Raw genomic sequence first — 24,475 nt, 5'->3', positions numbered from 1 at the left:
CATCCGGCTCAGACCGGGACGCAATCAGGCAACACCCCATCGGAACACAGAAGGAGTGACGTGGCAGACCGCGTTGTGCTCGCCTATTCGGGCGGCTTGGACACCTCAGTCGGAATCGGCTGGCTCAAGGACGCCACCGGCAAGGACGTCGTCGCGCTCGCGGTCGACGTCGGCCAGGGCGGCGAGGACATGGACGACATCCGTCAGCGCGCGCTCGACTGCGGCGCCGTCGAGTCGATCGTCGTCGACGCCAAGGACGAGTTCGCGGCGAACTTCCTGATGCCGGCCCTCAAGGCCAACGCGATGTACCAGAAGACCTACCCGCTGGTCTCCGCCCTCAGCCGACCGCTGATCGCCCGTCACCTCGCGCGAGTGGCCAAGGAGCTCGGCGCCGACAGCGTGGCGCACGGCTGCACCGGCAAGGGCAACGACCAGGTGCGCTTCGAGGCCGCCGTCGCCGCCCTCGCCCCCGACCTGAAGAGCATCGCTCCGGTCCGCGACCTCGCGCTCACCCGCGACAAGGCCATCATCTACGCCGAGGAGCGTGGCCTGCCGATCCGCCAGTCGGCGAAGAGCCCGTACTCGATCGACAAGAACGTCTGGGGACGCGCGGTGGAGACCGGCTTCCTCGAGGACCCGTGGAACGCCCCGATCGAGGACCTCTACGAGTACACCCAGGATCCGTCGGTCCTGCAGGATGCGGATGAGGTCGTCATCACCTTCAGCCAGGGCATCCCGACCGCGATCGACGGCGCGGCCGTCACCCCGCTGCAGGCCGTCGAGCAGCTCAACCTGCTCGCCGGCAAGCACGGCGTCGGTCGCATCGACGTCGTCGAGGATCGCCTGGTGGGCATCAAGAGCCGTGAGGTGTACGAGGCTCCTGGCGCGATCGCACTCATCGCCGCCCACGAGGCCCTGGAATCCCTGACTCTCGAACGCGACCTCGGCCGCTACAAGCGCGGCGTGGAAGCGGACTGGGCGAACCTCGTCTACGACGGACTCTGGTTCTCCGGGCTCAAGCGCAGCCTCGATGTCTTCATCGACGACACCCAGAAGTACGTGTCCGGCGAGATCCGACTGAAGCTGCAGGGAGGGCGCGCCGTCGTCACCGGCCAGAAGAGCGAGCAGAGCCTCTACGACTTCAGCCTCGCCACCTACGACACCGGCGACACCTTCGACCAGTCGCTCTCGAAAGGCTTCATCGAGATCTGGTCGCTGCCGAGCAAGATCTCGGCCAAGCGCGACCTGCGCCAGCAGTGAGCGAGCCGGTCGGCGCGGCCAGGGAAGGCGCCCTCTGGGGCGCGCGGTTCAGCACGGGCCCCTCGCCCGAGCTGGAGGCGCTCAGCCGGTCGACCCACTTCGACTGGCGGCTGGCGGCATACGACATAGCGGGATCGCGGGCTCACGCCCGTGCTCTTGCGGCAGCGGGCTACCTGACGACCGACGAGCTGTCGGCCATGCTCGATGCGCTCGATCGGCTCGATGCGGACGTCGCGTCGGGTGCGTTCGTCGCCGCGTCCTCGGATGAGGACGTGCACGGGGCGCTCGAGCGCGGGCTGATCGAGCGGGCCGGACCCGAGATCGGCGGCAAGCTGCGCGCGGGTCGGAGTCGCAACGACCAGATCGCCACCCTGATCCGCATGCTGCTGCGCGACCATGCGGGCATCATCCGTGGTCAGCTCGTGGACCTCATCGACGCGATCGCAGCGCAGGCCGACCGGCACTTCGACGCCATCCTGCCCGGGCGGACCCACCTGCAGTCGGCGCAGCCCGTGCTGCTCGCCCACCACCTGCTGGCGCACGCGTGGCCGCTGGTGCGTGACCTCGACCGACTGGCGGACTGGGCGAAGCGCGCGGACGCCTCGCCCTACGGCTCCGGCGCCCTCGCCGGCAGCACGCTCGGGCTCGACGCCGCCGCGGTCGCCGCCGAGCTCGGGTTCTCGGCCGTCACCCCGAACTCCATCGACGGCACGTCCTCGAGGGACGTGGTCGCCGAGTTCGCCTACGTCGCGGCGCAGATCGGCATCGACCTGTCCCGCTTCGCGGAGGACATCATCCTCTGGAACACGCGTGAGTTCGGCTTCCTGACGTTGAGCGACGGCTACTCGACGGGGTCCTCGATCATGCCGCAGAAGAAGAATCCCGACATCGCCGAGCTCGCCCGCGGCAAATCGGGCCGGCTGCTCGGCAACCTCACCGGCCTGCTGACGACGCTGAAGGGCCTGCCGCTCGCCTACAACCGCGATCTGCAGGAGGACAAGGAGCCCGTCTTCGACTCGATCGAGACGCTCGAGGTCCTGCTTCCCGCCTTCGCCGGCATGGTGGCGACCGCCCAGTTCCACGTCGAGCGGATGGCCGAGCAGGCGCCGGTCGGTTTCTCACTGGCCACCGACGTCGCCGACTGGCTGGTCCGTCAGGGAGTGCCGTTCCGCGATGCGCACGAGATCACGGGCGCACTGGTGCGAGCGGCCGAGGAGGCGGACACCGACCTCGGCGGCCTGACGGACTCGCAGCTCGCCGGCGTCTCCGCCCGGCTCACCCCCGAGGTGCGCTCGGTGCTCACCATCGAAGGGTCCGTGGCGAGCAGGGACAACATCGGCGGCACCGCCCCGGTGCGCGTCCGGGAGCAGCTCGGGCTGCTCACGGCGAAGGTGCGAGAGATCGTGGAGGCGGCATGAGCGCGCGACGCAAGCAGCCGGCAGGGCCGAGGACTCCTCGGGAGAGCGGGACGTACGGCGGTCGGAAGAAGCCGCCGACGAAGGTGCCATGGCTGCCGTACGCGATCGGCGCCTTCGCCGTGGCCGTGGTGCTCACCGCGATCATCTACACCGCAGTCAACGGGCGCCTCTTCTGAGGCGAGCGGCGACGGCGAGCGGATGACGGCCACGAGATGACGTCTCGAGATGTCCTTGCCGGCCGCGCCGATGCGGTGGCGCCGCTGCTCCTCGGGGCCGTCCTCTCCCGCACCGACGAGGCGGGCACGGTGTCGGTCCGGCTGACCGAGGTCGAAGCCTATGCGGGCACGGGGGAGGACCCGGGATCGCATGCGCATCGGGGAATGACGCCGAGGACCGCGGTGATGTTCGGGCCGGCCGGACATCTGTACGCCTACTTCAGCTACGGCATGCACGTGTGCGCGAACATCGTGACCGGACCTGACGGCGAGGCATCCGGCGTGCTGATGCGCGGAGGCGAGGTCGTCGAGGGGGAGGAGCTCGCGCGAAGCCGCCGAGGGAATTCGACCGCGTTCCGCGATCTGGCGCGCGGGCCGGCGCGCCTCGCGAGTGCGCTGGGCATCCCGCTGACCGACACCGGCGCCGATCTGCTCGCCGCTCCGTACCGCCTGGTGCTGCCGGGTGCGCCCGCTCCGTTCGCGACGAGTCCGCGGACGGGAGTGTCCGGTCCGGGCGGGCTTCCGGAGTTCCCATGGCGGTTCTACCTGCCCGACGAGCCCACCGTCTCGCCGTACCGTCCGGCCGTGACGCGGAGGCGGCCGAGCTGATCCGGGTGCGTTCGCGACGACACTGCGATGCGGACGGAACACGTCGGTCTCCCGCAGTGTCCTGTCCGCAGGGGAGTGTCGAGGCTCGCGGCGCCGTCGAGTCGTGCGGGGACCGTCAGCTGCGGGCGAGGATGGCGACGCCGATGGCGGCCGCCGCCCAGATGAGGCTGACGAAGGTGCCGATGATGAACCGCTCACGGGTGGCTGCGGCGTCGAGCTCGGTGAACCGGCCGACGCCCTTGATCGCGACGATGACCGCGATGCCCTCGGGGAAGCCGGCGAGGATGACGCCCGCCATCGCGAGGCGCTCGAGGATGCCGACCGCTGTACCGCCGCGGAGGACCTCTCCGCCGTCCTGGATGATGCCGCCGTGCTCGCCTTCGGCCACGCCGCGACTGGCCATGCGCAGCGAGAGGGCCGCGGCGGGACCTCCGCCGAGCACGGCGATGCCGAGTGCCAGGATCGAGACGAGCGCCTGCAGGGCGAAGCCGCTCTCGCCCGTCGGGACGGCCGCGAGGATCAAGGAGATGCCGAGCAGGCCGGTCGCCGCGTAGACGAACACGGCCCGCGGAGTGCGCCACGCGAGCACCGACAGAGCCGCTGCAGCCCCGAGTGTGGCGACCAGTGCGAACCAGTAGAGCACCAGCAGCACGCTGCCGACCATTCCACCCGCGTACATCGATGCTCCTCCGTGCTCACTGATGACGTGCTGACTCGTGTCGTCGACGTGCACGCGCTTCTCGACGACCACCGGCTCGGTGCGGCGGTCCGCTGATGCCCGTCAGAGCCTAGGCGACGCAGCGGACACCGGGTCAGGCGGACCGGTCGAGTCCGTCCAGAAGGCTTATCAGGCCGGGCATGGCGGCGCGCTCCAGCTTCCAGCCCGAGGCGGCCACTCGCAGACTGACCGCCTGCGGCGTGATGCCGAGCGAGTCGGCGACGGCGGACTGGCTCATTCCCTGCTCCAGCAGGTCCACGACCGCCCAGCCTTCGGGCGAGCGCCGCGAGCGGAGCGCGAGCACGAGGTCGAACAGGGCCCGCACCCCGGCGGAGCCCAGGGGTCCTTCCGGGCCGCCTTCCAGGCCGAACCGGGTGGGCGAGCGCTTCGCGTACTCCACTGCCGCTCGAGCGTGCACGAACGCCGGACCCGTGGCGGCCCGAGCCGCATCCGGCAGGGGCTGGAGAACCGCCCCCACACCGATGCCGATGCTCCAGTGCCCGTCTCGGGCCAGCATCCCGAGCGCCTCGACGGCGCCGTCCGCCGAGTCGAGCAGCAGCTGGAGCTCGTCTCCGGCTGTCCGATCCGGCGGAAGGAGCAGGCTTCCCGCGACCAGGGACTCCAGGGCAGCGATGGTGCCGGCCACACGATCGACATCGTGGCGGCTGTCGATCTGATCGGCTGTGAGGACGAACACGGTCAAGCTCCTCGCCTTGTGCTGAAGGAATCAAGCTTAGAGGCATGATCACTGAAGATCAAGGGCGGGGACTTGATGATCGGTGACCGGGCGGCGGTAGCGTAGACGCGTGTCAGTGAGCGTCGCCGTGCAGGCCAATGATCCGAGCTTCGAGAACGTCTGGGACGAGCTGAACTGGCGAGGGCTGGTCGCGGTGTCCACCGACGCCGATGCGCTGCGCGCGCTGCTCGGGGGTCCGCCGATCGTGTACTACTGCGGCTTCGACCCGACCGCCCCCAGCCTGCACCTCGGCAATCTCGTCCAGCTGCTCACCATGCGGCGCATCCAGCTCGCCGGTCACCGGCCCCTCGGTCTTGTGGGGGGATCGACCGGCCTCGTCGGAGATCCGCGGCCTTCCGCGGAGCGGACCCTCAACACCAAGGAGACCGTCGCCGAATGGGTGGGCTACCTGCGGGGGCAGATCGAGCGGTTCCTCGATTTCGAGGGCCCGGCGTCGGCGCGGATGGTGAACAATCTCGACTGGACAGCGCCGATGTCCGCCATCGACTTCCTCCGCGACATCGGCAAGCACTACCGGGTGGGCACGATGCTCAAGAAGGACGCGGTGAGTGCCCGGCTGAACTCCGATGCGGGGATCAGCTACACGGAGTTCAGCTACCAGATCCTGCAGGGACTCGACTACCTCGAGCTTCATCGCACGTACGGGTGCATGCTCCAGACCGGGGGGAGCGATCAGTGGGGCAACCTTACCAGCGGCACAGATCTCATCCATCGGGTGGAGGGGCGGTCGGTGCACGCCATCGGCACCCCGCTGATCACCAATTCGGACGGCACGAAGTTCGGCAAGAGCGAGGGCAATGCCGTCTGGCTGAACCCGGAGATGACCTCGCCATACGCGTTCTACCAGTTCTGGCTCAACACCGACGACGCCGATGTGGTGTTCCGGCTGAAGGTCTTCACCTTCCTCGGCAGGGGGGAGATCGAACGGCTCGAGAGCGCCGTCGAGCTCGAGCCCTTCCGCCGCGAGGCGCAGAGGGCTCTCGCCCGTGAGGTGACCGTGCTCGTGCACGGGGCCGATGCGACGGAGGCGGTGATCGCGGCGTCAGCCGCCCTCTTCGGGCAGGGCGCGCTGGATGAGCTGGACGGGGAGACGCTTCGCGCCGCTCTCATCGAGCTGCCGCACGCGGATGTCCGGATCTCGGACACCGTCGTCTCCGCTCTCGTCGCCACGGGCCTCACCACGGGCGCGGGCGAAGCGCGCCGTGCCATCGCCCAGGGCGGGGTCTATCTGAACAACGTGAAGGTCGACGATGAGGCGGCGACCCTCGAATCCGCGCCCCTGGCGGGCGGCTCAGCGGTGCTTCGACGAGGAAAGCGCACTCTGGCCGGGCTCTTCTTCGTGGATTGAGCCGGCTCCGCTCGCGGCGACACGCCCGAGTGTCGCGGCTGAGTTGCGGAGCCCGAAACATCCACGTAGTGTCATCTCTCGTCACCCCAAAGGTGCGGGAAACAGCGAGTCGAACGGCTCGAGTTTCTCGGCCTCAAGTGGGGGCCGATTCAGTCTGGCGAAGTCGCCGCTCCTCACAAGGAAGCATCTGAGAACTTCGGTTCGCAGAAACGCCGAGTTGCGAGCGAGCGAAACAGAGTCTAGAGTGAAGATCTGCTCGGAACCGGGTTCGCCCGGGTCACGGCATCGAGAGATGCAAGACGGACGCAGTGCACACGAGAGTGTTGCCAGCCATCCGGACCACACGAGCAGCAAACAGATTAGGCAGTTGCCCTGATATCCACGCCGAGAGGCGCAGGCTCAGGTGCGCCCGATCCTTGAGAACTCAACAGCGTGCACTAAGTCAATGCCAAATAACCTCGTGACCGAGGAAGTGATCACCATTCGGTGATCAGCAGTCGAGTCAAGAGATTCCTTTGGATTAGACAGATTGTCAGTAGACAGTCTATTTAGTCAGAATCAACTCGCTCTGACCCCGCCTATTCCGGCTGGGTCGGGCTACAGATTTGCCAGTCGCTCTCGAGCAGCTGGCGATCGATTTCTACGGAGAGTTTGATCCTGGCTCAGGACGAACGCTGGCGGCGTGCTTAACACATGCAAGTCGAACGGACTTTCAGGAGCTTGCTCCTGCGAGTTAGTGGCGAACGGGTGAGTAACACGTGAGTAACCTGCCCCCTACTCTGGGATAACCTCGGGAAACCGAAGCTAATACCGGATACGACGCGCGACGGCATCGTCTGCGCGTGGAAAGAATTTCGGTGGGGGATGGACTCGCGGCCTATCAGCTAGTTGGTGAGGTAATGGCTCACCAAGGCGACGACGGGTAGCCGGCCTGAGAGGGTGACCGGCCACACTGGGACTGAGACACGGCCCAGACTCCTACGGGAGGCAGCAGTGGGGAATATTGCACAATGGGCGCAAGCCTGATGCAGCAACGCCGCGTGAGGGACGACGGCCTTCGGGTTGTAAACCTCTTTTGGCAGGGAAGAAGGGAGCTTGCTCTTGACGGTACCTGCAGAAAAAGCACCGGCTAACTACGTGCCAGCAGCCGCGGTAATACGTAGGGTGCAAGCGTTGTCCGGAATTATTGGGCGTAAAGAGCTCGTAGGCGGTTTGTCGCGTCTGCTGTGAAAACGCGAGGCTCAACCTCGCGCCTGCAGTGGGTACGGGCAGACTAGAGTGCGGTAGGGGAGATTGGAATTCCTGGTGTAGCGGTGGAATGCGCAGATATCAGGAGGAACACCGATGGCGAAGGCAGATCTCTGGGCCGTAACTGACGCTGAGGAGCGAAAGCGTGGGGAGCGAACAGGATTAGATACCCTGGTAGTCCACGCCGTAAACGTTGGGAACTAGATGTGGGGTCCATTCCACGGATTCCGTGTCGCAGCTAACGCATTAAGTTCCCCGCCTGGGGAGTACGGCCGCAAGGCTAAAACTCAAAGGAATTGACGGGGGCCCGCACAAGCGGCGGAGCATGCGGATTAATTCGATGCAACGCGAAGAACCTTACCAAGGCTTGACATATACCTGAAAAGGCTGGAAACAGTCTCCCCGCAAGGCAGGTATACAGGTGGTGCATGGTTGTCGTCAGCTCGTGTCGTGAGATGTTGGGTTAAGTCCCGCAACGAGCGCAACCCTCGTTCTATGTTGCCAGCACGTAATGGTGGGAACTCATAGGAGACTGCCGGGGTCAACTCGGAGGAAGGTGGGGATGACGTCAAATCATCATGCCCCTTATGTCTTGGGCTTCACGCATGCTACAATGGCCGGTACAAAGGGCTGCAATACCGTAAGGTGGAGCGAATCCCAAAAAGCCGGTCTCAGTTCGGATTGAGGTCTGCAACTCGACCTCATGAAGTCGGAGTCGCTAGTAATCGCAGATCAGCAACGCTGCGGTGAATACGTTCTCGGGCCTTGTACACACCGCCCGTCAAGTCATGAAAGTCGGTAACACCCGAAGCCGGTGGCCCAACCCTTGTGGAGGGAGCCGTCGAAGGTGGGATCGGTGATTAGGACTAAGTCGTAACAAGGTAGCCGTACCGGAAGGTGCGGCTGGATCACCTCCTTTCTAAGGAGCACTGCAGATCTTCGGATCTGACAGAGCCACTTCACCGGCGAACGTCGGTGGTGGTGCTCAAGGGTGGAACATTGACTTTTGTCTCGGATCGATGATCCGGAAGCCAGTACGGTCGCTGCTTGCAGCGATCTGGAACGCATGCCGGCCGGAGAGAAGAGACGTGCACGCTGTTGGGTCCTGAGGGACCGGGGCCACCGAGTGATCGGGGGTGCCGCAACTCAGGACTTCGACGTGTCTCTCCAGTAGGAGCTGCACGCGGAGTACCGCCCGTACTTTGAGAACTACACAGTGGACGCGAGCATCTTAGATTCGGATGACGCACATGGCAGGAGCTTGCTCCTGGCTTTGCCGACTCCGGATCACAATTAAGTGATCTGACTCTGTCAGACACTGGTCAATTTCGATCGGCAGCTTGCTGCCGTGACAGACGATTCATACTCATGTGATCAAGTTTCTAAGAGCAAATGGTGGATGCCTTGGCATCTGGAGCCGAAGAAGGACGTAGCAATCTGCGATAAGCCTCGGGGAGTTGATAAGCGAACTTCGATCCGAGGATTTCCGAATGGGGAAACCCCGCTGGGCGTAGCAATACGACCCAGTGACTCCCGCCTGAATATATAGGGCGGGTAGAGGGAACGTGGGGAAGTGAAACATCTCAGTACCCACAGGAAGAGAAAACAAACGTGATTCCGTTAGTAGTGGCGAGCGAAACCGGAACAGGCCAAACCGTACGTGTGTGATAGCCGGCAGGCGTTGCACGTGCGGGGTAGCGGGACCTTCAGGCTGATCTGCCGATCAGCACTGGTTACAACGCGATATAGACGAATGGCATTGAATGGCCAATCACAGAGGGTGGCAATCCCGTAGTCGAAATGTCGCAATGACTTGGAAGGTATCCCAAGTAGCACGGGGCCCGAGAAATCCCGTGTGAATCTGCCAGGACCACCTGGTAAGCCTAAATACTCCCAGATGACCGATAGCGGACAAGTACCGTGAGGGAAAGGTGAAAAGTACCCCGGGAGGGGAGTGAAATAGTACCTGAAACCATTTGCTTACAAACCGTTGGAGCAGCCTTGTAGCTGTGACAGCGTGCCTTTTGAAGAATGAGCCTGCGAGTTAGCGATATGTGGCGAGGTTAACCCGAGTGGGGTAGCCGTAGCGAAAGCGAGTTCGAATAGAGCGATCCAGTCGCATGTCCTAGACCCGAAGCGAAGTGATCTACCCATGGCCAGGTTGAAGCGACGGTAAGACGTCGTGGAGGACCGAACCCACTTCAGTTGAAAATGGAGGGGATGAGCTGTGGGTAGGGGTGAAAGGCCAATCAAACTTCGTGATAGCTGGTTCTCTCCGAAATGCATTTAGGTGCAGCGTTGCGTGTTTCTTGCCGGAGGTAGAGCTACTGGATGGTCGATGGGCCCCAAAAGGTTACTGACGTCAGCCAAACTCCGAATGCCGGTAAGTGAGAGCGCAGCAGTGAGACGGTGGGGGATAAGCTTCATCGTCGAGAGGGAAACAACCCAGACCACCGACTAAGGCCCCTAAGCGTGGGCTAAGTGGGAAAGGATGTGGAGTTGCATAGACAACCAGGAGGTTGGCTTAGAAGCAGCCACCCTTGAAAGAGTGCGTAATAGCTCACTGGTCAAGTGATTCCGCGCCGACAATGTAGCGGGGCTCAAGCCCACCGCCGAAGTCGTGGGATTCGTATTTTTGGTAAGCCTTCGTGGTTCAGCCGTACGGATCGGTAGGAGAGCGTCGTGTGGCGAGTGAAGCGGCGGTGTAAACCAGCCGTGGACGCCACACGAGTGAGAATGCAGGCATGAGTAGCGAAAGACGGGTGAGAAACCCGTCCTCCGAAAGACCAAGGGTTCCAGGGCCAGGCTAATCCGCCCTGGGTAAGTCGGGACCTAAGGCGAGGCCGACAGGCGTAGTCGATGGACAACGGGTTGATATTCCCGTACCGGCGAAGAACCGCCAATGCTAATCCAGTAATGCTAAGAGTCCGAATCCTTGGATGGATCCTTCGGGAAAAGTCCTTGGCCTAGCACTCGACCCTACGCTGGTGCGGCAAGCGTATTAACAGGTGTGACGCAGGAAGGTAGCTGAGCCGGGCGATGGTTGACCTGGTGTAAGGACGTAGGGCGAGAGATAGGCAAATCCGTCTCTCACATAGCCTGAGATCCGATGCGTATCCCGAATGGGAGAAATCAGTGATCCTATGCTGCCAAGAAAAGCATCGACGCGAGGTTCAAGCCGCCCGTACCCCAAACCGACTCAGGTGGTCAGGTAGAGAATACCAAGGAGATCGAGAGAATCGTGGTTAAGGAACTCGGCAAAATGCCCCCGTAACTTCGGGAGAAGGGGGGCCGGAAGTGTGAACGGACTTGCTCCGGGAGCACCGCACGGCCGCAGAGACCAGTGGGAAGCGACTGTTTACTAAAAACACAGGTCCGTGCCAAGTCGCAAGACGATGTATACGGACTGACGCCTGCCCGGTGCTGGAAGGTTAAGAGGAGCGGTTAGCTGCAAAGCGAAGCTGCGAATTTAAGCCCCAGTAAACGGCGGTGGTAACTATAACCATCCTAAGGTAGCGAAATTCCTTGTCGGGTAAGTTCCGACCTGCACGAATGGCGTAACGACTTCCCAGCTGTCTCAACCGCGAACTCGGCGAAATTGCACTACGAGTAAAGATGCTCGTTACGCGCAGCAGGACGGAAAGACCCCGTGACCTTTACTATAGTTTGGTATTGGTGTTCGGAGTGGCTTGTGTAGGATAGGTGGGAGACTTTGAAGCTTGGACGCTAGTTCAGGTGGAGTCATTGTTGAAATACCACTCTGGTCACTTTGGATGTCTAACTTAGAACCGTGATCCGGTTCAGGGACAGTGCCTGATGGGTAGTTTAACTGGGGCGGTTGCCTCCCAAAAAGTAACGGAGGCGCCCAAAGGTTCCCTCAACCTGGTTGGCAATCAGGTGTCGAGTGTAAGTGCACAAGGGAGCTTGACTGTGAGACTGACAAGTCGAGCAGGGACGAAAGTCGGGACTAGTGATCCGGCAGTGGCTTGTGGAAGCGCTGTCGCTCAACGGATAAAAGGTACCTCGGGGATAACAGGCTGATCTTGCCCAAGAGTCCATATCGACGGCATGGTTTGGCACCTCGATGTCGGCTCGTCGCATCCTGGGGCTGGAGTAGGTCCCAAGGGTTGGGCTGTTCGCCCATTAAAGCGGTACGCGAGCTGGGTTTAGAACGTCGTGAGACAGTTCGGTCCCTATCCGCTGCGCGCGTAGGAAATTTGAGAAGATCTATCCCTAGTACGAGAGGACCGGGATGGACGAACCTCTGGTGTGTCAGTTGTCCTGCCAAGGGCACCGCTGATTGGCTACGTTCGGAACGGATAACCGCTGAAAGCATCTAAGCGGGAAGCCGGCTTCAAGATGAGATTTCCATCCCTTTTGGGGAGAGGCTCCCAGTAGACGACTGGGTTGATAGGCCGGATGTGGAAGCAGGGACTAAAGACCTGTGCAGCTGACCGGTACTAATAAGCCGATAACTTGATAACACTTCCTCTTCAGTGAGAAGAGTATGAATTGCAACGACTGTTGCTCGCGTCCACTTTGTGGTTCCCGATGTACGGGAGCCGCTCCAAGCTCGGAGAGAACTCTTCGGGTATGGGGCAATGACAACTGAAACATCGAAAGTGTTTCGGCGGCCATAGCGAGAGGGAAACGCCCGGTCACATTCCGAACCCGGAAGCTAAGACTCTCTGCGCCGATGGTACTGCAGGGGTGACCCTGTGGGAGAGTAGGACACCGCCGGACTCCTTTACCGAAGGGGCTGCCCATTGCTGGGTGGCCCCTTCGCTGTTTAACCTGCACTATCGCTCGATCCTCATAACCCCATAGCGTCCACGTCAGTAGAGAAGGTCTTCAGTGTCCGATCAATCAGGTCGCGATCGTCCTCGCCGTCCGCACTCAAGCGGCTCCTCTGCGGGAAGCTCCGGCGGATCATCGGGCGGAGGGCGTGGACAGCACAGCGCCCGTCCGCCGCGCTCGGACCGCCCGTCGTGGCAGCCGCGCGACGAGAAGGGCAAGCATGCTCCTCGTGATGAGCGGCCCCGTCCCTCTCGGGGAGGGCCGGCGGCACGAGATGCACGCGGTGACCTGCCGGAACGTGATGGTCCCGACCTGCGTTCGGTTCGGCCGCGGCATGACGATCCCCTCATCCCCGACGAGGTCAAGCCGGCGGACCTCGAGAAGGGCGCCCGTACGCAGCTCAAGACGCTCTCCAAGGAGAACGCGGACGAGGTGGCCCGTCATCTCGCAATGGCTGCGCGGCTGATCGATGAGGATCCGGAGCTGGCCCATCGTCATGCGCTCTCCGCGGCTCGACGTGCCGGACGCATCGCGGTCGTGCGCGAGACGCTGGCGATCACGGCCTACGCCATCGGGGACTTCGCTCTCGCACTCCGCGAACTGCGCACCTACCGTCGCATCTCAGGTTCGAACGACCAGCTGCCTCTGATGGTCGACAGCGAGCGAGGCGTCGGCCGGCCGGATCGTGCGCTCGAGACGGGGCGCTCGGTCGACAGGTCGACGCTGCCTGTCTCAGTGCAGGTGGGTCTGGCGATCGCGATGTCCGGCGCACGACTCGACCTCGGCCAGACCGACGCGGCGCTGGCGGAGCTCGAGATCCCTCAGCTCGACCCGACGCGTGCCTTCGACTACAGCCCAGCGCTGTTCGCTGCCTACGCCGAGGTCCTCGGAGATCTCGGCCGCGGCAGGGAAGCGGAGCTGTGGCGCACCCGGGCCGATGTGGCCGCCGACGCGCTCGACGACGGCGCCGCCGACGACGTGCTCGAGGTGGAGGACGTGGCCATCGACGATGAGGACATTCCCACTGCTGGGGATGGTCCCGCTGCCGATCCGGCCGTCGATCCGGCTGCCGATCCGGCCGTCGATCCGGCTGCCGATCCGGCTGCCGATCCTGCCGATGGTCCTGCTGAAGGCGACGGCGACGGCGACGATGCTCGGCCGGCGTCCTAGGCCCGTGACGCCGCTCGAGGGCGTCGATGTGCTTCTCGCCGACCTGGACGGCGTGGTCTATCAGGGCCCGCACGCGATCCCGCATGCCGTCGAGTCGCTGAACCGTGCAGTCGACGAGGGGATCCGGGTCGGCTACATCACGAACAATGCGTCGCGCAGCGATTCGGTCGTCGCCGCGCACCTCACCGATTTCGGCCTCACGGTTGCGCCCTCGGATGTGGTCACCTCACCTCAGGCCGCCATGCGGCTGCTCGCTGCGGCGGTGCCGGCGGGCTCCCTCATCCTGGTCGTCGGGGGAGAGGGGCTCACGACGGAGATCGAGCGAGCCGGCTTCCGCGTGACCCGCGCAGCGAGTGACGGGCCCGCGGCAGTGGTCCAAGGGTTCAGTCCCGACGTCGGCTGGAAGGACCTGGCGCAGGCTGCTCTCGCGCTGGCCCGAGACCGATCCGGGAACGGCATCCCCTGGGTGGCGACGAACACGGACTGGACGATTCCCGTGGAAGGCGGCATCGCCCCGGGAAACGGCACGCTCGTCTCCGCCGTGCACACTGCGGTCGGCATCCTGCCTCAGGTCGCGGGGAAGCCCGAGACGCCCATCTTCACGGAAGCGGTCGAGCGCTTCGGTGCGAGCTCGCCGCTCTTCATCGGAGACCGCCTCGACACCGACATCCTCGGCGCTCAGCGGGCGAAGATGCGCTCGGTGCACGTCCTGACCGGGATCGACCGTGCCAAGCAGCTGCTCGCCGCCGATGCGTCATCCCGCCCCGACTTCCTGCTCGACGACCTGCGCCAGCTGTTCGAGCCGTATCCGATCGCGGTGACCAGGAACGATGTGACCACCGTCGCCGGCGCGCGGGTCCGGTTGCGGAACGGCCGGGTCGAGATCCTCGCAGATGGAGACCGCCCGATCGATCTGCTGCGCGCCGCCTGCGCAGCGATCTGGGGATCGGGCCTGCCGATCTACGCGCTCGACGTGCCCCCTCGCCTGTACAGCGAGCGGTAGTCAGCCCGGTCGACGCGCTCGCGATCGATCCGGCGCTGTACCGTGACATCGTGGAGAACGAACGCACGGCAGAGATCGCCACGCGGCTGAGCGAGGTGGAGCAGCTGCCCCTCGCCGAGCGCGCGGACGGCTACGGACAGCTCCTCGACGCATTGCGCACCGAGCTCGAAGCGGCACCCGCCGACTCGTGAGCTCCCGCATCGACGCGGCCCTGGTCGAGCGGGGACTCGCCCGCTCGCGCGGCCAAGCGGCCGGCCTCATCGACAGCGGGGTGGTGAGCGTCGGCGGCCGATCCATCACCAAGGCGTCGCATCGGGTCGACGAGGCGGACGAGATCCTCGTCAGCGCTCCCGATCACTACGTGAGTCGCGGCGCCCACAAGCTCCTCGCAGCCCTCGACGCGTTCGGGGTCGATCCCGCCGGCCGCCTCGCGCTCGATGCCGGCGCGTCCACGGGGGGATTCAGTCAGGTCCTGCTCGAGCGAGGCGCTCGCGAGGTGCTCGCCGTCGACGTCGGCCATGGTCAGCTGGCACCCGCCGTGGCGCTCGACCTCCGCGTGCGCTCCTTCGAGGGCGTGAACGTCCGAGAGCTGGACCGCGCGGCTCTCGCGGCTCTCACCCGCTCCGACGAGCAGCCGACCCTCATCGTGGCCGACCTGTCCTTCATCCCCCTCGGCCTGGTGCTGCCCGCCCTGGTGAGCGCGGGCTCGGCGGACGCCGATTTCCTCCTCCTGATCAAGCCGCAATTCGAGGTCGGCCGGCAGGGCGTCAAGGAGGGCATCGTGCGCGACCTGGGGCTGCGCATCGACGCGATCTCCCGCGTTCTCTGGTCGGCCTGGGACCTGGGTCTCGGACCGATGGGGATCATCCCGTCGCCCCTGAGCGGCGGATCGGGGAACAGGGAGTTCCTCGTCCACCTCCGGGCGGGCGGCCCCAATCCATCCGAGCTGCTGGGCAGCGTGACCCTGGGCTTCGTGGGCTGAGACGGACCGCGGTTGGCACCCGTCCGCATCGGCGTCGGAGCCGCGGCGCCCACGGTGGGGTCGAGACCCGACAGAATGGGAGGGCAGCCTTCCGATGATTGCAGGAGCGTGAACGTGGCGGATCTTCGCTCGATGCTCGTCGTCGCCCATACGGGTCGCGCCGAATCCCTGAGTGCCGCCGCCGAGGTGGTCACCTCCCTCGTCGACGCCGGGATCCAGGTGGTGATGACGCCGTCGGAGCTCCATGACGTGCAGGCCGTCGCGCATGTGCAGTCGGGGCTCGTCGAGTTCGACTCGGTTCCCGTCGACGACCTCGAGATCGTCATCGTGCTCGGCGGCGACGGCACCATCCTGCGCGCCGCCGAGCTGGTGCGCGGATCGACGGTGCCGCTCGTCGGCGTCAACCTCGGACACGTCGGCTTCCTCGCCGAGGCCGAGCGCGACGACCTGGGCGAGACCCTCCGCCGCGTCCTGGTCCGCGACTACGAGGTCGAAGAGCGGATGACCATCGACGTCACCGTGACCGTGGGCGGCGAGATCGTCTACGAGAGCTGGGCGCTCAACGAGGCGACCGTCGAGAAGTCGAGCCGAGAGCGCATGCTCGAGGTGGTCATGGAGGTCAACGGCCGTCCGCTGTCCAGCTTCGGCTGCGACGGCATCGTCATGTCGACCCCCACCGGATCGACCGCCTATGCCTTCTCCGGCGGTGGACCCGTGGTCTGGCCGAACATCGACGCCATCCTCGTCGTCCCGCTCGCGGCCCACGCCCTCTTCGCCCGGCCGCTCGTCGTGGCCCCGACCACGGTCATCGCCGTCGAGGTGCTCGAGCGCACCCACGGAGCGGGCACCCTGTTCTGCGACGGTCGCCGCACCCACGATCTGCAGCCGGGCGCGCGCGTGGAGGTCCGTCGATCCGGTGTTCCCGTGCGGCTGGCCCGCCTGCAGCGCGGCGTCTTCACCGACCGTCTCGTGCGCAAGTTCGACCTCCGCGTCGCCGGCTGGCGAGGGCCGGCCGACGCGTGAGCCGGTGGGGCTCATGATGGGTTCGACGACTCGGGTCCGGTTCGCGAGGGTTCTGGGGGTGCTCCGCTCATGATCGAAGAGATCGACATCCGTGACCTCGGCGTCATCGGACGGACCACGCTGCCGCTCGGGCGTGGCTTCACCGCCCTGACCGGTGAGACGGGCGCGGGCAAGACGATGCTGGTCACCGCGCTGGGGCTGCTGCTCGGAGAGCGGGCGGACGCCGGAGTCATCCGTGCGGGCAGCGACAGGGCGATCGTCGACGGCCGCTGGGAGGTCGACGCCGCAGGCGTCGTCGCCGACCGAGTGCGCGACGCAGGGGGAGAGCTCGACGACGTCTCTCCCGGCCGCGCCGAGCTCATCATCAGCCGGACCATCGCGGCCGAGGGACGCAGCCGCGCCTCGGTCGGCGGGAGGTCCGCTCCGGCCGGGCTGCTCGCGGAGCTCGCCAGCAGCCTCGTCGTCGTGCACGGGCAGTCCGATCAGCTCCGCCTGAAGTCCGCCGTGGCTCAGCGGGAGGCGCTCGATCGCTACGCCGGCGAGGCATTCGCTGAGGCGTTCGAGCACTACCAGACCGCGTATCGGCGCTGGCAGGCGAACCGCGACGAGCTCGGCCGGCTGGTCGCCGACCGCGACCTGCGGGCGACGGAGGCATCCGAGCTTCGGGCCGCGCTCGCGGAGATCGAGGTGGTCGCTCCGCAACCGGGCGAGGACGTCGAGCTGCAGCAGCGGGTGCTGCGGATGGCCAACGCCGAGGAGCTGCGCCTCGCGGCCACCCAAGCGCACGAGCTGCTGTCGTCCGAGAACGACTCCGTCGACGTGCTGGGGCTGATCGGCGAGGCGCGGCGTACCCTCGAGCGCGCCGCGGAGCTCGACCCCGAGCTGGCCGCCCTCGCCGAGCAGGTCACCGCCATCGCCTACCTCTCGGCCGATGCGGCGACCGGGATCGCCGGCTATGCCAGCGGCTTCGACGCCGACTCGGCACGCGAGCTCGAAGCCGCGCAGCAGCGGATGTCCGAGCTGTCCATCCTGACCCGCAAGTACGGTCCGACCCTCGACGACGCCATCCTCCACCTCGCCGAGGGCAGCGAGCGGCTGCTCGAGCTCGACACCGACGGCGATCGCATCGAGGCGCTCGCCGCGGAGACCGAAGCCGACGCGACGATCGTGTCCGAGCTGGCCGATCAGCTCAGCGAGCAGCGCGAATCGGCGGCGACACGGCTGGCCGAGGCGGTCAGTGCAGAGCTGTCCGCCCTCGCGATGCCCGACGCCCAGCTCATGGTCGACGTCCGTCGCCGCGACGAGCTCACCGCGCACGGCCGGGACAGCGTGCAGCTGCTGCTCCAGCCGCACCCCGGGGGAGAGCCCCGACCGCTCGGCCGTGGAGCGTCGGGCGGCGAGCTCTCGCGGATCATGCTCGCGATCGAGGTCGTGCTCGCTGCGACCGACCCGGTTCCGACGTTCGTCTTCGACGAGGTCGACTCGGGGGTCGGCGGCGCATCGGCGATCGAGATCGGGCGCCGCCTCGGCAAGCTCGCCGAGTCGGCGCAGGTCATCGTCGTGACCCACCTCGCCCAGGTGGCCGCATTCGCCACCAACCATCTGCGCGTCGAGAAGGACCGCTCGGGCGAGGTGACCACCTCCAGCGTCCGCCGCCTCGAGGGCGACGACCGCGTCGCCGAGATGGCCCGCCTGCTCTCCGGCCTGCCCGACTCGGCGACCGGCCTCGCCCACGCCCAGGAGCTCCTCGACCTCGCCGCCTCCTGACCCCTCGCAGGTCGACCTGGAACGAGAACGTAACAATGCGGAGGGCTCTCGGGAACCGAAGATGTCGTCTCCTGGCATAGAGTGAAATCCCGTGGCAGACGCACTCGCATCATCCGGGCAGAACTCCTCGACTACCAGCATCACCAAGCACATCTTCGTCACCGGGGGTGTCGTCTCCTCTCTCGGCAAGGGCCTCACCGCCGCGAGCCTCGGCAATCTCCTCACCGCACGCGGCCTCCGCGTCGTGATGCAGAAGCTGGATCCGTATCTCAACGTCGATCCAGGGACCATGAACCCGTTCCAGCACGGCGAGGTCTTCGTCACCGACGACGGAGCCGAGACCGACCTCGACATCGGCCATTACGAGCGCTTCCTCGACATCAACCTCGATGCAGCGGCGAACGTCACGACCGGCCAGATCTACTCCACGGTCATCGCCAAGGAGCGCCGCGGAGAGTACCTCGGCGACACCGTGCAGGTCATCCCGCACATCACCGACGAGATCAAGCGGCGGATGCGCCTGCAGGCCGAGCCCGTCGAGGGATCCACCGAGCCGCGACCGGACGTGATCATCACGGAGATCGGCGGCACCGTCGGCGACATCGAGTCGCAGCCCTTCATCGAGGCCGCTCGCCAGGTGCGGCACGAGCTCGGCCGCTCCAACGTCTTCTTCGTGCACGTCTCCCTCGTGCCCTACATGGCCCCGTCGGGGGAGCAGAAGTCGAAGCCGACCCAGCACTCCGTCGCCGCTCTGCGCTCGATCGGGATCCAGCCCGATGCCCTCGTCCTCCGTTCCGACCGCCCGGTCGCCGAGAGCGTCAAGCGCAAGATCGCCCTGATGTGCGACGTCGACGAGGAGGCCGTGATCAACTGCCCCGACGCGCCGAGCATCTATGACATCCCCCGGATCGTGCACAGCGAGGGCCTCGACGCCTACATCATCCAGGCGCTGCGACTCGACGCTCAGGATGTCGACTGGGCGGTCTGGGACGACCTTCTGCGCGTCGTGCACCAGCCGAAGCACCGGGTCACCATCGCGCTCGTCGGCAAGTACGTCGACCTCCCCGACGCGTATCTGTCGGTGACTGAGGCTCTGCGGGCCGGCGGATTCGCAAACCACGCCAAGGTCGAGATCCGCTGGGTGCCGAGCGACGAGTGCAAGACGCCGGAGGGCGCCGCACGCAATCTCGCCGACGTCGACGGCATCTGCGTGCCCGGCGGGTTCGGCGTGCGCGGGATCGAGGGCAAGCTCGGCGCGCTGCGCTTCGCCCGCGAGAACGGCATCCCCACGCTCGGCCTCTGCCTCGGCCTGCAGTGCATGGTCATCGAGTACGCGCGCGATGTGACGGGACTTCCCGGCGCCTCGTCCAGCGAGTTCGATCCCGACACCGAGTTCCCCGTCATCGCCACGATGGCCGAGCAGATCGCCCACATCGAGGGCGGCGACCTCGGGGGCACTATGCGCCTCGGCCTGTACACCGCCGATCTCGGCGCCGGCTCGCTGGCCGCAGACCTCTACGGAGCCGACGAGGCGATCGAGCGCCACCGCCACCGCTACGAGGTCAACAACCACTACCGCCAGCAGATCGCCGACTCGGGACTCTCGTTCTCCGGCACCTCGCCGAACGGCGAGCTCGTCGAATTCGTCGAGCTGCCGCGCGACGTGCACCCGTTCTACATCGGGACGCAGGCCCACCCCGAGCTGCGGTCGCGTCCGAGCAAGGCGCATCCCCTCTTCCGCGGGCTGATCGGCGCCGCGCTCGACCGCCAGAACGCCAGCCGCCTCTTCGACGACCAGCAGGCGGCAGCGCTCGCGGCCGAGGTCGACGCATGAGCGACGAGTCTCCCGTCGTCGAGCCACTGACCGACGTCCGGTCGCCCGTGAACGTGACCCGGCACGACCGGATGTTCGAGGGCAAGGTGTGGGACGTCGTCTCCGAGGACTTCGACTACAACGGCGAGACCATCACCCGCGAGCTGCTGGACCATCCGGGAGCCGTGGCGGTGCTCGCCCTCGACGACCAGGACCGGGTCCTGCTGATCCGCCAGTACCGGCATCCCGTCCGCGCCCGCGATTGGGAGCTGCCCGCCGGCCTGCTGGACGAGGCAGGGGAGTCGCCGGTCGACGCCGCACGGCGCGAGCTCGCGGAGGAGGTCGACCTCGCCGCCGCCCAGTGGGACGTGCTCGCCGAGTACTGGACTTCGCCCGGCGGGAGCAACGAGACCCTGCGGATCTATCTCGCCCGCCAGCTCACCGAGCTCGACGCCTTCGAGCGCACGGCAGAAGAGGCCGACATCGAGAAGCGCTGGGTCAGCCTCGACGATGCGCTCGCCGCGATCCTCGCCCGGCGCACCCAGAACCCGTCGCTCACCGTCGGCGTGCTCGCCGCGGTCGCCTCACGGGCGGGCGGCTGGACGTCCCTCGGCGCGGCCGACACGCCGTGGGATCGCCACCCCGTGCTCGGCAACGACACCTGGTGACACGCTGAGGGCATGACACCTGAGGCTGCCGTCGCCGGCTTCCTCCGTCACGTCTCCATCGAGCGTGGCCTGTCCGCGAACACCGTGGCCGCGTACCGACGCGATCTCGACGCCTACGTGGCCTTCCTGCGCGCCCGCGGCACGGCGGACATGGCCTCGGTCGGCACGTCCGACGTCGCCGCGTTCAGCCAGTCGCTGCGCACGGGGGAGCGGGCCCTCGCCAGCGCATCGGTCGGACGGATGCTCTCCTCCGTGCGCGGGCTGCACCGGTTCCTCGTCGACGACCGGGTGCTCGACGCCGACGCAGCCGCGGAGGTGAAGCCGCCGAAGCTCGGCCTGCGGCTGCCGAAGGCGCTCACGGTCGACCAGATGGACACCCTGCTCAAGGCGACCGGCGGCGACGAGCCGACGGCTCTGCGCGACCACGCCCTCCTCGAGCTGCTCTACGCCACCGGGGCGCGGGTGAGCGAGGCGGTCGGCCTCGATGTCGACGACCTCGACGCGATGGAGGACAGCGGCATGCTGCGCGTGCGCGGCAAGGGCGGCAAGCAGCGGATGGTCCCGGTCGGCAGCTTCGCCCGTGCCGCGATCGATGAGTACCTCGTGCGCGTCCGCCCCGCATGGGCTGCCGTCGGCGGCTCGACGCCCGCGCTGTTCCTCGGCCCGCGCGGTGCTCGGATGTCCCGGCAGACCGCCTGGCTCGTGATCCAGGCGGCGGCGGAGCGCGCCCAGCTCAGCGCCCACGTCTCTCCGCACACCTTCCGGCACTCCTTCGCCACCCACCTCCTGGCGGGCGGCGCCGACGTGCGGGTCGTGCAGGAGCTGCTCGGCCACTCGTCCGTCGCGACGACCCAGCTCTACACGCTGGTCACGGTGGACACGCTGCGCGACGTCTACATCGGCGCGCACCCTCGAGCTCGCTGATTCGGATCGCGAGATGCCCAGTTCTGCCGCCTGAAACCCGCAGCAACCGGCAGAACTGGGCAGTTCACGGATTCTCCGTCCGCGTTCCGCACGTTCGCGAGCGCCAGACCTTCAACCAATGGATGACACCTGGATGGGGGTGATTCCCGCCACGCCGCGCGTGACCCCCGACGGGTCGGCATCGGCTCCTTACTGTGGCCACGAGGGACGGAAGCGTCCGCTCGTTGGACAGGAATGCGAACAGCAAGGGACGTCGGGATGACGCACAGCAACCAGATGCTCGCGGAGGCACCCACCTCCACCACCACCATGACGGGCCCGGTGCCGACCATCACGGCGCCGACCATCACCCTGGCGGCCATCGGGGTGGACGCGGCGCACGAGGCGCCCACGAGCACCCCGGGCCACGCCGGCACCGGAACCTCCGGCACGGGCACGTCGGTCACGCTGGACAGCGGTTCGATCGGACTGCCCAACGGCCCGACCGGCCGCCCTCGCACCGAGTTCGCGACGCCCGCACCGCTCGCCAAGACCGGTCCGGCACGGATCGTCGCCCTCTGCAACCAGAAGGGCGGGGTCGGCAAGACCACCACGAGCATCAACCTGGGCGCCGCGCTCGCCGAGTACGGGCGCAAGGTGCTCATCATCGACTTCGACCCGCAGGGTGCGCTCTCGGCCGGCCTCGGCGTGCAGTCCCACGACGTCGTCACCATCTACGACCTGCTGATCGGCACCGCCCGCGACCCGTTCCTTGCGATCCAGCCGACCAGCATCCCGGGTCTCGACGTCATTCCCGCCAACATCGACCTCTCGGCCGCAGAGGTGCACCTCGTCAACGAGGTCGCCCGCGAGCAGACCCTCGCGCGGGTGCTGCGCCGCGTCGTCGACAGCTACGACGTCATCCTCATCGACTGCCAGCCCTCCCTCGGGCTGCTCACCGTGAACGCGCTCGCCGCCGCGCACGGAGTGCTGATCCCGCTGGAGTGCGAGTACTTCGCTCTGCGCGGCGTCGCCCTGCTCGTGGAGACCATCGACAAGGTGCGCGACCGGCTGAACCCGGCGATCGAGCTCGACGGCATCGTGGCGACGATGTACGACTCCCGCACCCTGCACGGCCGCGAGGTGCTCGACCGGGTCGTCGAGGCGTTCGAGGATCAGGTGCTCGAGACCGTCATCGGACGCACCGTCAAGTTCCCGGACGCGTCCGTGGCCGGTGTCCCCATCCTGCAGTTCGCCCCGGATCACGCCGCCGCTCAGGCGTACCGACAGCTCGCTCGAGAGCTCATCTCGCGTGGCGCGGTCGACTGACCCGTCCGATCCGACAGCTCTCTGAGATGACCCTCGACCTCGCCGTCGCGGCGAGCGATCCGACACCGGGGTTCTCGGTCAAGGTGGCCGGCTTCGACGGCCCGTTCGACCTGCTGCTCTCGCTCATCGCCAAGCACCAGCTGGAGATCACCGAGATCTCGCTGTCCGTGATCACGGACGAGTTCCTCGGCTATCTGCATCAGCTGAACGACGACGAGTCGGGCGGCGGACCGGACCAGCTCGACGAGGCCAGCGAGTTCCTCGTGGTGGCCGCGACCCTGCTCGACCTCAAGCTCGTCGGCCTGCTGCCCCAGGGGGAGCTGGTCGACGCGGAGGACGTCGCCCTGCTCGAGGCCCGCGACCTGCTGTTCGCCCGACTCCTGCAGTACCGCGCGTTCAAGGAGATGTCCGGCTGGTTCGCCGAGAGCCTGCTGCGCGAGACGTCGCGGCACTACCGATCGGTCAAGCTCGAGGAGCGCTTCCGCGCGCCGGCACCCGATCTGGTCTGGACCGCCGGCCTCGCCGAGTTCGCCGCCTTCGCCACCCTCGCGCTGACGCCCCGAGAGACGCCGACGGTGGCCCTCGAGCACCTGCACGCGCCCAAGGTGAGCATCCGCGAGCAGGCTGCCACCGTGGTCGCCATGCTGCGCGGGGGAGATGCGGGCACATTCCGCGAGCTGGTCTCGGGGGAGGAGAACCCCGTCGTGATCGCCCGCTTCCTGGCGATCCTCGAGCTCTATCGCGCCGGTGCGCTAGCGTTCGACCAGCTGGAGCCGCTCGGAGAGCTGTCCCTGCGCTGGACGGCCTCGACCTGGGACGACGCCCATCTCGACAACCTCGGAGCCGACTATGACGACTGACGACGACCTGTACCGCGAGCCGGTCGCCGTGCTGCTCGGTCTCGCCGCCCCGCCGCGGCCCGTCAGCGCGCCCGAGCCGGATCGGGATGACGACGCCGGGATGAACGCTTCCCTCGACCCGGATGTGGCGCAGCCCGCAGAGCCGTCCTCACCCGATCCAGTCGTTGCCCCCGTTCCCGCTGCGCTCCCGGTGGACCGAGCCATCGAGGCGATCCTGATGGTCGCCGAGGACGCGCAGTCGCTCGTGTCGCTCGCGAGCGCCATCGACCGTCCCGTCGCCGTCGTCCGCCAGGCCATCGAGCGCCTCGTCGCGGACTACGACGGCCTGTCCGGCGGTCCGCGCCGCGGCTTCGAGCTGCGCGAGATCGCGGGCGGCTGGCGGATCTACGTGCGAGAGCAGTACGACGCCGTCGTGCGCGACTTCGTGCTGACCCAGAGCCCCACGAAGCTGTCTCAGGCCGCCCTCGAGACGCTGGCGGTGATCGCCTACAAGCAGCCGATCACCCGCAGTCAGGTCGCCGCGATCCGCGCGGTCAACGTCGACGGGGTGGTCCGCACCCTGTCCACGCGCGGACTGATCACCGAGC

General features: G+C 66.5%; 19 protein-coding genes and 3 rRNA genes. 20 read left to right on the top strand and 2 right to left on the bottom strand.

Going from position 1 to position 24,475, the window contains the following annotated elements; genetic code table 11:
* The first annotated feature begins 60 nt into the window (after positions 1–60).
* Genes E6C64_RS04350 through E6C64_RS04335 form a run of 4 tightly spaced genes read left to right on the top strand, consistent with a single transcriptional unit; the run spans position 61 to position 3,502 of the window.
* On the top strand, positions 61–1,260 hold the full coding sequence (locus tag E6C64_RS04350; protein WP_136426429.1) for an argininosuccinate synthase: 1,200 nt from the start codon (positions 61–63) through the stop codon (positions 1,258–1,260).
* A complete protein-coding gene (argH, locus tag E6C64_RS04345; RefSeq protein WP_136426428.1) occupies positions 1,257–2,678 on the top strand; it encodes an argininosuccinate lyase in 1,422 nt (473 codons plus the stop codon). Before E6C64_RS04350 ends, argH begins: the two co-directional genes overlap by 4 nt.
* Positions 2,675–2,854 carry a hypothetical protein gene (locus E6C64_RS04340; RefSeq protein ID WP_136426427.1) on the top strand — a complete coding sequence of 60 codons (180 nt, stop codon included), beginning with the start codon at positions 2,675–2,677 and terminating at the stop codon, positions 2,852–2,854. The genes argH and E6C64_RS04340 overlap by 4 nt, the downstream gene beginning before the upstream one ends.
* A 36-nt stretch (positions 2,855–2,890) precedes the next feature.
* Positions 2,891–3,502 (top strand): DNA-3-methyladenine glycosylase, encoded by a 612-nt coding sequence (locus E6C64_RS04335; protein ID WP_136426426.1) that lies wholly within the window; start codon positions 2,891–2,893, stop codon positions 3,500–3,502.
* Positions 3,503–3,617: 115 nt separating this feature from the next.
* Here E6C64_RS04335 and E6C64_RS19340 read toward each other — a convergent pair whose 3' ends face one another.
* Positions 3,618–4,253 carry a hypothetical protein gene (locus tag E6C64_RS19340; protein WP_233255464.1) on the bottom strand — a complete coding sequence of 212 codons (636 nt, stop codon included), beginning with the start codon at positions 4,251–4,253 and terminating at the stop codon, positions 3,618–3,620.
* 61 nt (positions 4,254–4,314) lie between these two features.
* Positions 4,315–4,917: a DNA-binding protein gene (locus tag E6C64_RS04325; protein WP_136426425.1), complete on the bottom strand. Its 603-nt coding sequence runs from the start codon at positions 4,915–4,917 to the stop codon at positions 4,315–4,317.
* Between the two features lie 109 nt (positions 4,918–5,026).
* Between E6C64_RS04325 and tyrS the strand changes: the two genes are divergently transcribed.
* The 16 genes from tyrS to scpB form a co-directional block, all read left to right on the top strand.
* Positions 5,027–6,325 (top strand): tyrosine--tRNA ligase, encoded by a 1,299-nt coding sequence (gene tyrS, locus E6C64_RS04320; RefSeq protein WP_136426424.1) that lies wholly within the window; start codon positions 5,027–5,029, stop codon positions 6,323–6,325.
* Between the two features lie 639 nt (positions 6,326–6,964).
* Positions 6,965–8,492, top strand: a 16S ribosomal RNA gene (locus E6C64_RS04315).
* A 453-nt stretch (positions 8,493–8,945) separates the two neighbouring features.
* Positions 8,946–12,057 (top strand): 23S ribosomal RNA (locus E6C64_RS04310).
* Positions 12,058–12,199: 142 nt separating this feature from the next.
* A 5S ribosomal RNA gene (rrf, locus tag E6C64_RS04305) occupies positions 12,200–12,316 on the top strand.
* Together the 16S, 23S and 5S rRNA genes form the textbook arrangement of a ribosomal RNA operon.
* 504 nt (positions 12,317–12,820) lie before the next feature.
* A complete protein-coding gene (locus E6C64_RS04300; RefSeq protein WP_233255463.1) occupies positions 12,821–13,540 on the top strand; it encodes a hypothetical protein in 720 nt (239 codons plus the stop codon).
* Positions 13,521–14,543 (top strand): HAD-IIA family hydrolase, encoded by a 1,023-nt coding sequence (locus E6C64_RS04295; RefSeq protein ID WP_136426578.1) that lies wholly within the window; start codon positions 13,521–13,523, stop codon positions 14,541–14,543. The genes E6C64_RS04300 and E6C64_RS04295 overlap by 20 nt, the downstream gene beginning before the upstream one ends.
* 50 nt (positions 14,544–14,593) lie before the next feature.
* Complete coding sequence (locus tag E6C64_RS18890) at positions 14,594–14,734, top strand: hypothetical protein (RefSeq protein WP_158437735.1); 141 nt, start codon at positions 14,594–14,596, stop codon at positions 14,732–14,734.
* Entirely contained in the window at positions 14,731–15,525 is a 795-nt protein-coding gene (locus E6C64_RS04290) for a TlyA family RNA methyltransferase (protein WP_136426423.1), read from the top strand. Before E6C64_RS18890 ends, E6C64_RS04290 begins: the two co-directional genes overlap by 4 nt.
* A 114-nt stretch (positions 15,526–15,639) precedes the next feature.
* Positions 15,640–16,548: an NAD kinase gene (locus tag E6C64_RS04285; protein ID WP_233255462.1), complete on the top strand. Its 909-nt coding sequence runs from the start codon at positions 15,640–15,642 to the stop codon at positions 16,546–16,548.
* Positions 16,549–16,617: 69 nt separating this feature from the next.
* Positions 16,618–18,315, top strand: coding sequence for a DNA repair protein RecN (recN, locus tag E6C64_RS04280; protein ID WP_136426421.1), 1,698 nt, complete (start codon positions 16,618–16,620; stop codon positions 18,313–18,315).
* Positions 18,316–18,406: 91 nt separating this feature from the next.
* Complete coding sequence (gene pyrG / locus E6C64_RS04275) at positions 18,407–20,149, top strand: CTP synthase (RefSeq protein ID WP_269846369.1); 1,743 nt, start codon at positions 18,407–18,409, stop codon at positions 20,147–20,149.
* Positions 20,146–20,796 (top strand): NUDIX domain-containing protein, encoded by a 651-nt coding sequence (locus E6C64_RS04270; protein WP_136426420.1) that lies wholly within the window; start codon positions 20,146–20,148, stop codon positions 20,794–20,796. Before pyrG ends, E6C64_RS04270 begins: the two co-directional genes overlap by 4 nt.
* Before the next feature lie 12 nt (positions 20,797–20,808).
* The gene (gene xerD / locus E6C64_RS04265; protein WP_136426419.1) at positions 20,809–21,720 is read left to right on the top strand and encodes a site-specific tyrosine recombinase XerD; all 912 of its coding nucleotides are present in this window, start codon (positions 20,809–20,811) and stop codon (positions 21,718–21,720) included.
* A 258-nt stretch (positions 21,721–21,978) separates the two neighbouring features.
* On the top strand, positions 21,979–23,028 hold the full coding sequence (locus E6C64_RS04260) for a ParA family protein (RefSeq protein WP_233255461.1): 1,050 nt from the start codon (positions 21,979–21,981) through the stop codon (positions 23,026–23,028).
* Positions 23,029–23,054: 26 nt separating this feature from the next.
* Entirely contained in the window at positions 23,055–23,888 is an 834-nt protein-coding gene (locus E6C64_RS04255) for a segregation and condensation protein A (RefSeq protein ID WP_136426418.1), read from the top strand.
* 100 nt (positions 23,889–23,988) lie between these two features.
* A partial coding sequence (scpB, locus tag E6C64_RS04250) for an SMC-Scp complex subunit ScpB (protein WP_136426575.1) occupies positions 23,989–24,475 on the top strand: 487 nt, incomplete at its 3' end.

It is taken from the genome of Naasia lichenicola (genome assembly GCF_004801885.1).
Taxonomy (GTDB): domain Bacteria; phylum Actinomycetota; class Actinomycetes; order Actinomycetales; family Microbacteriaceae; genus Naasia; species Naasia lichenicola.
Note: the sequence above shows the minus strand (reverse complement) of the source record. Positions and strands in the feature narration are given on the sequence as shown.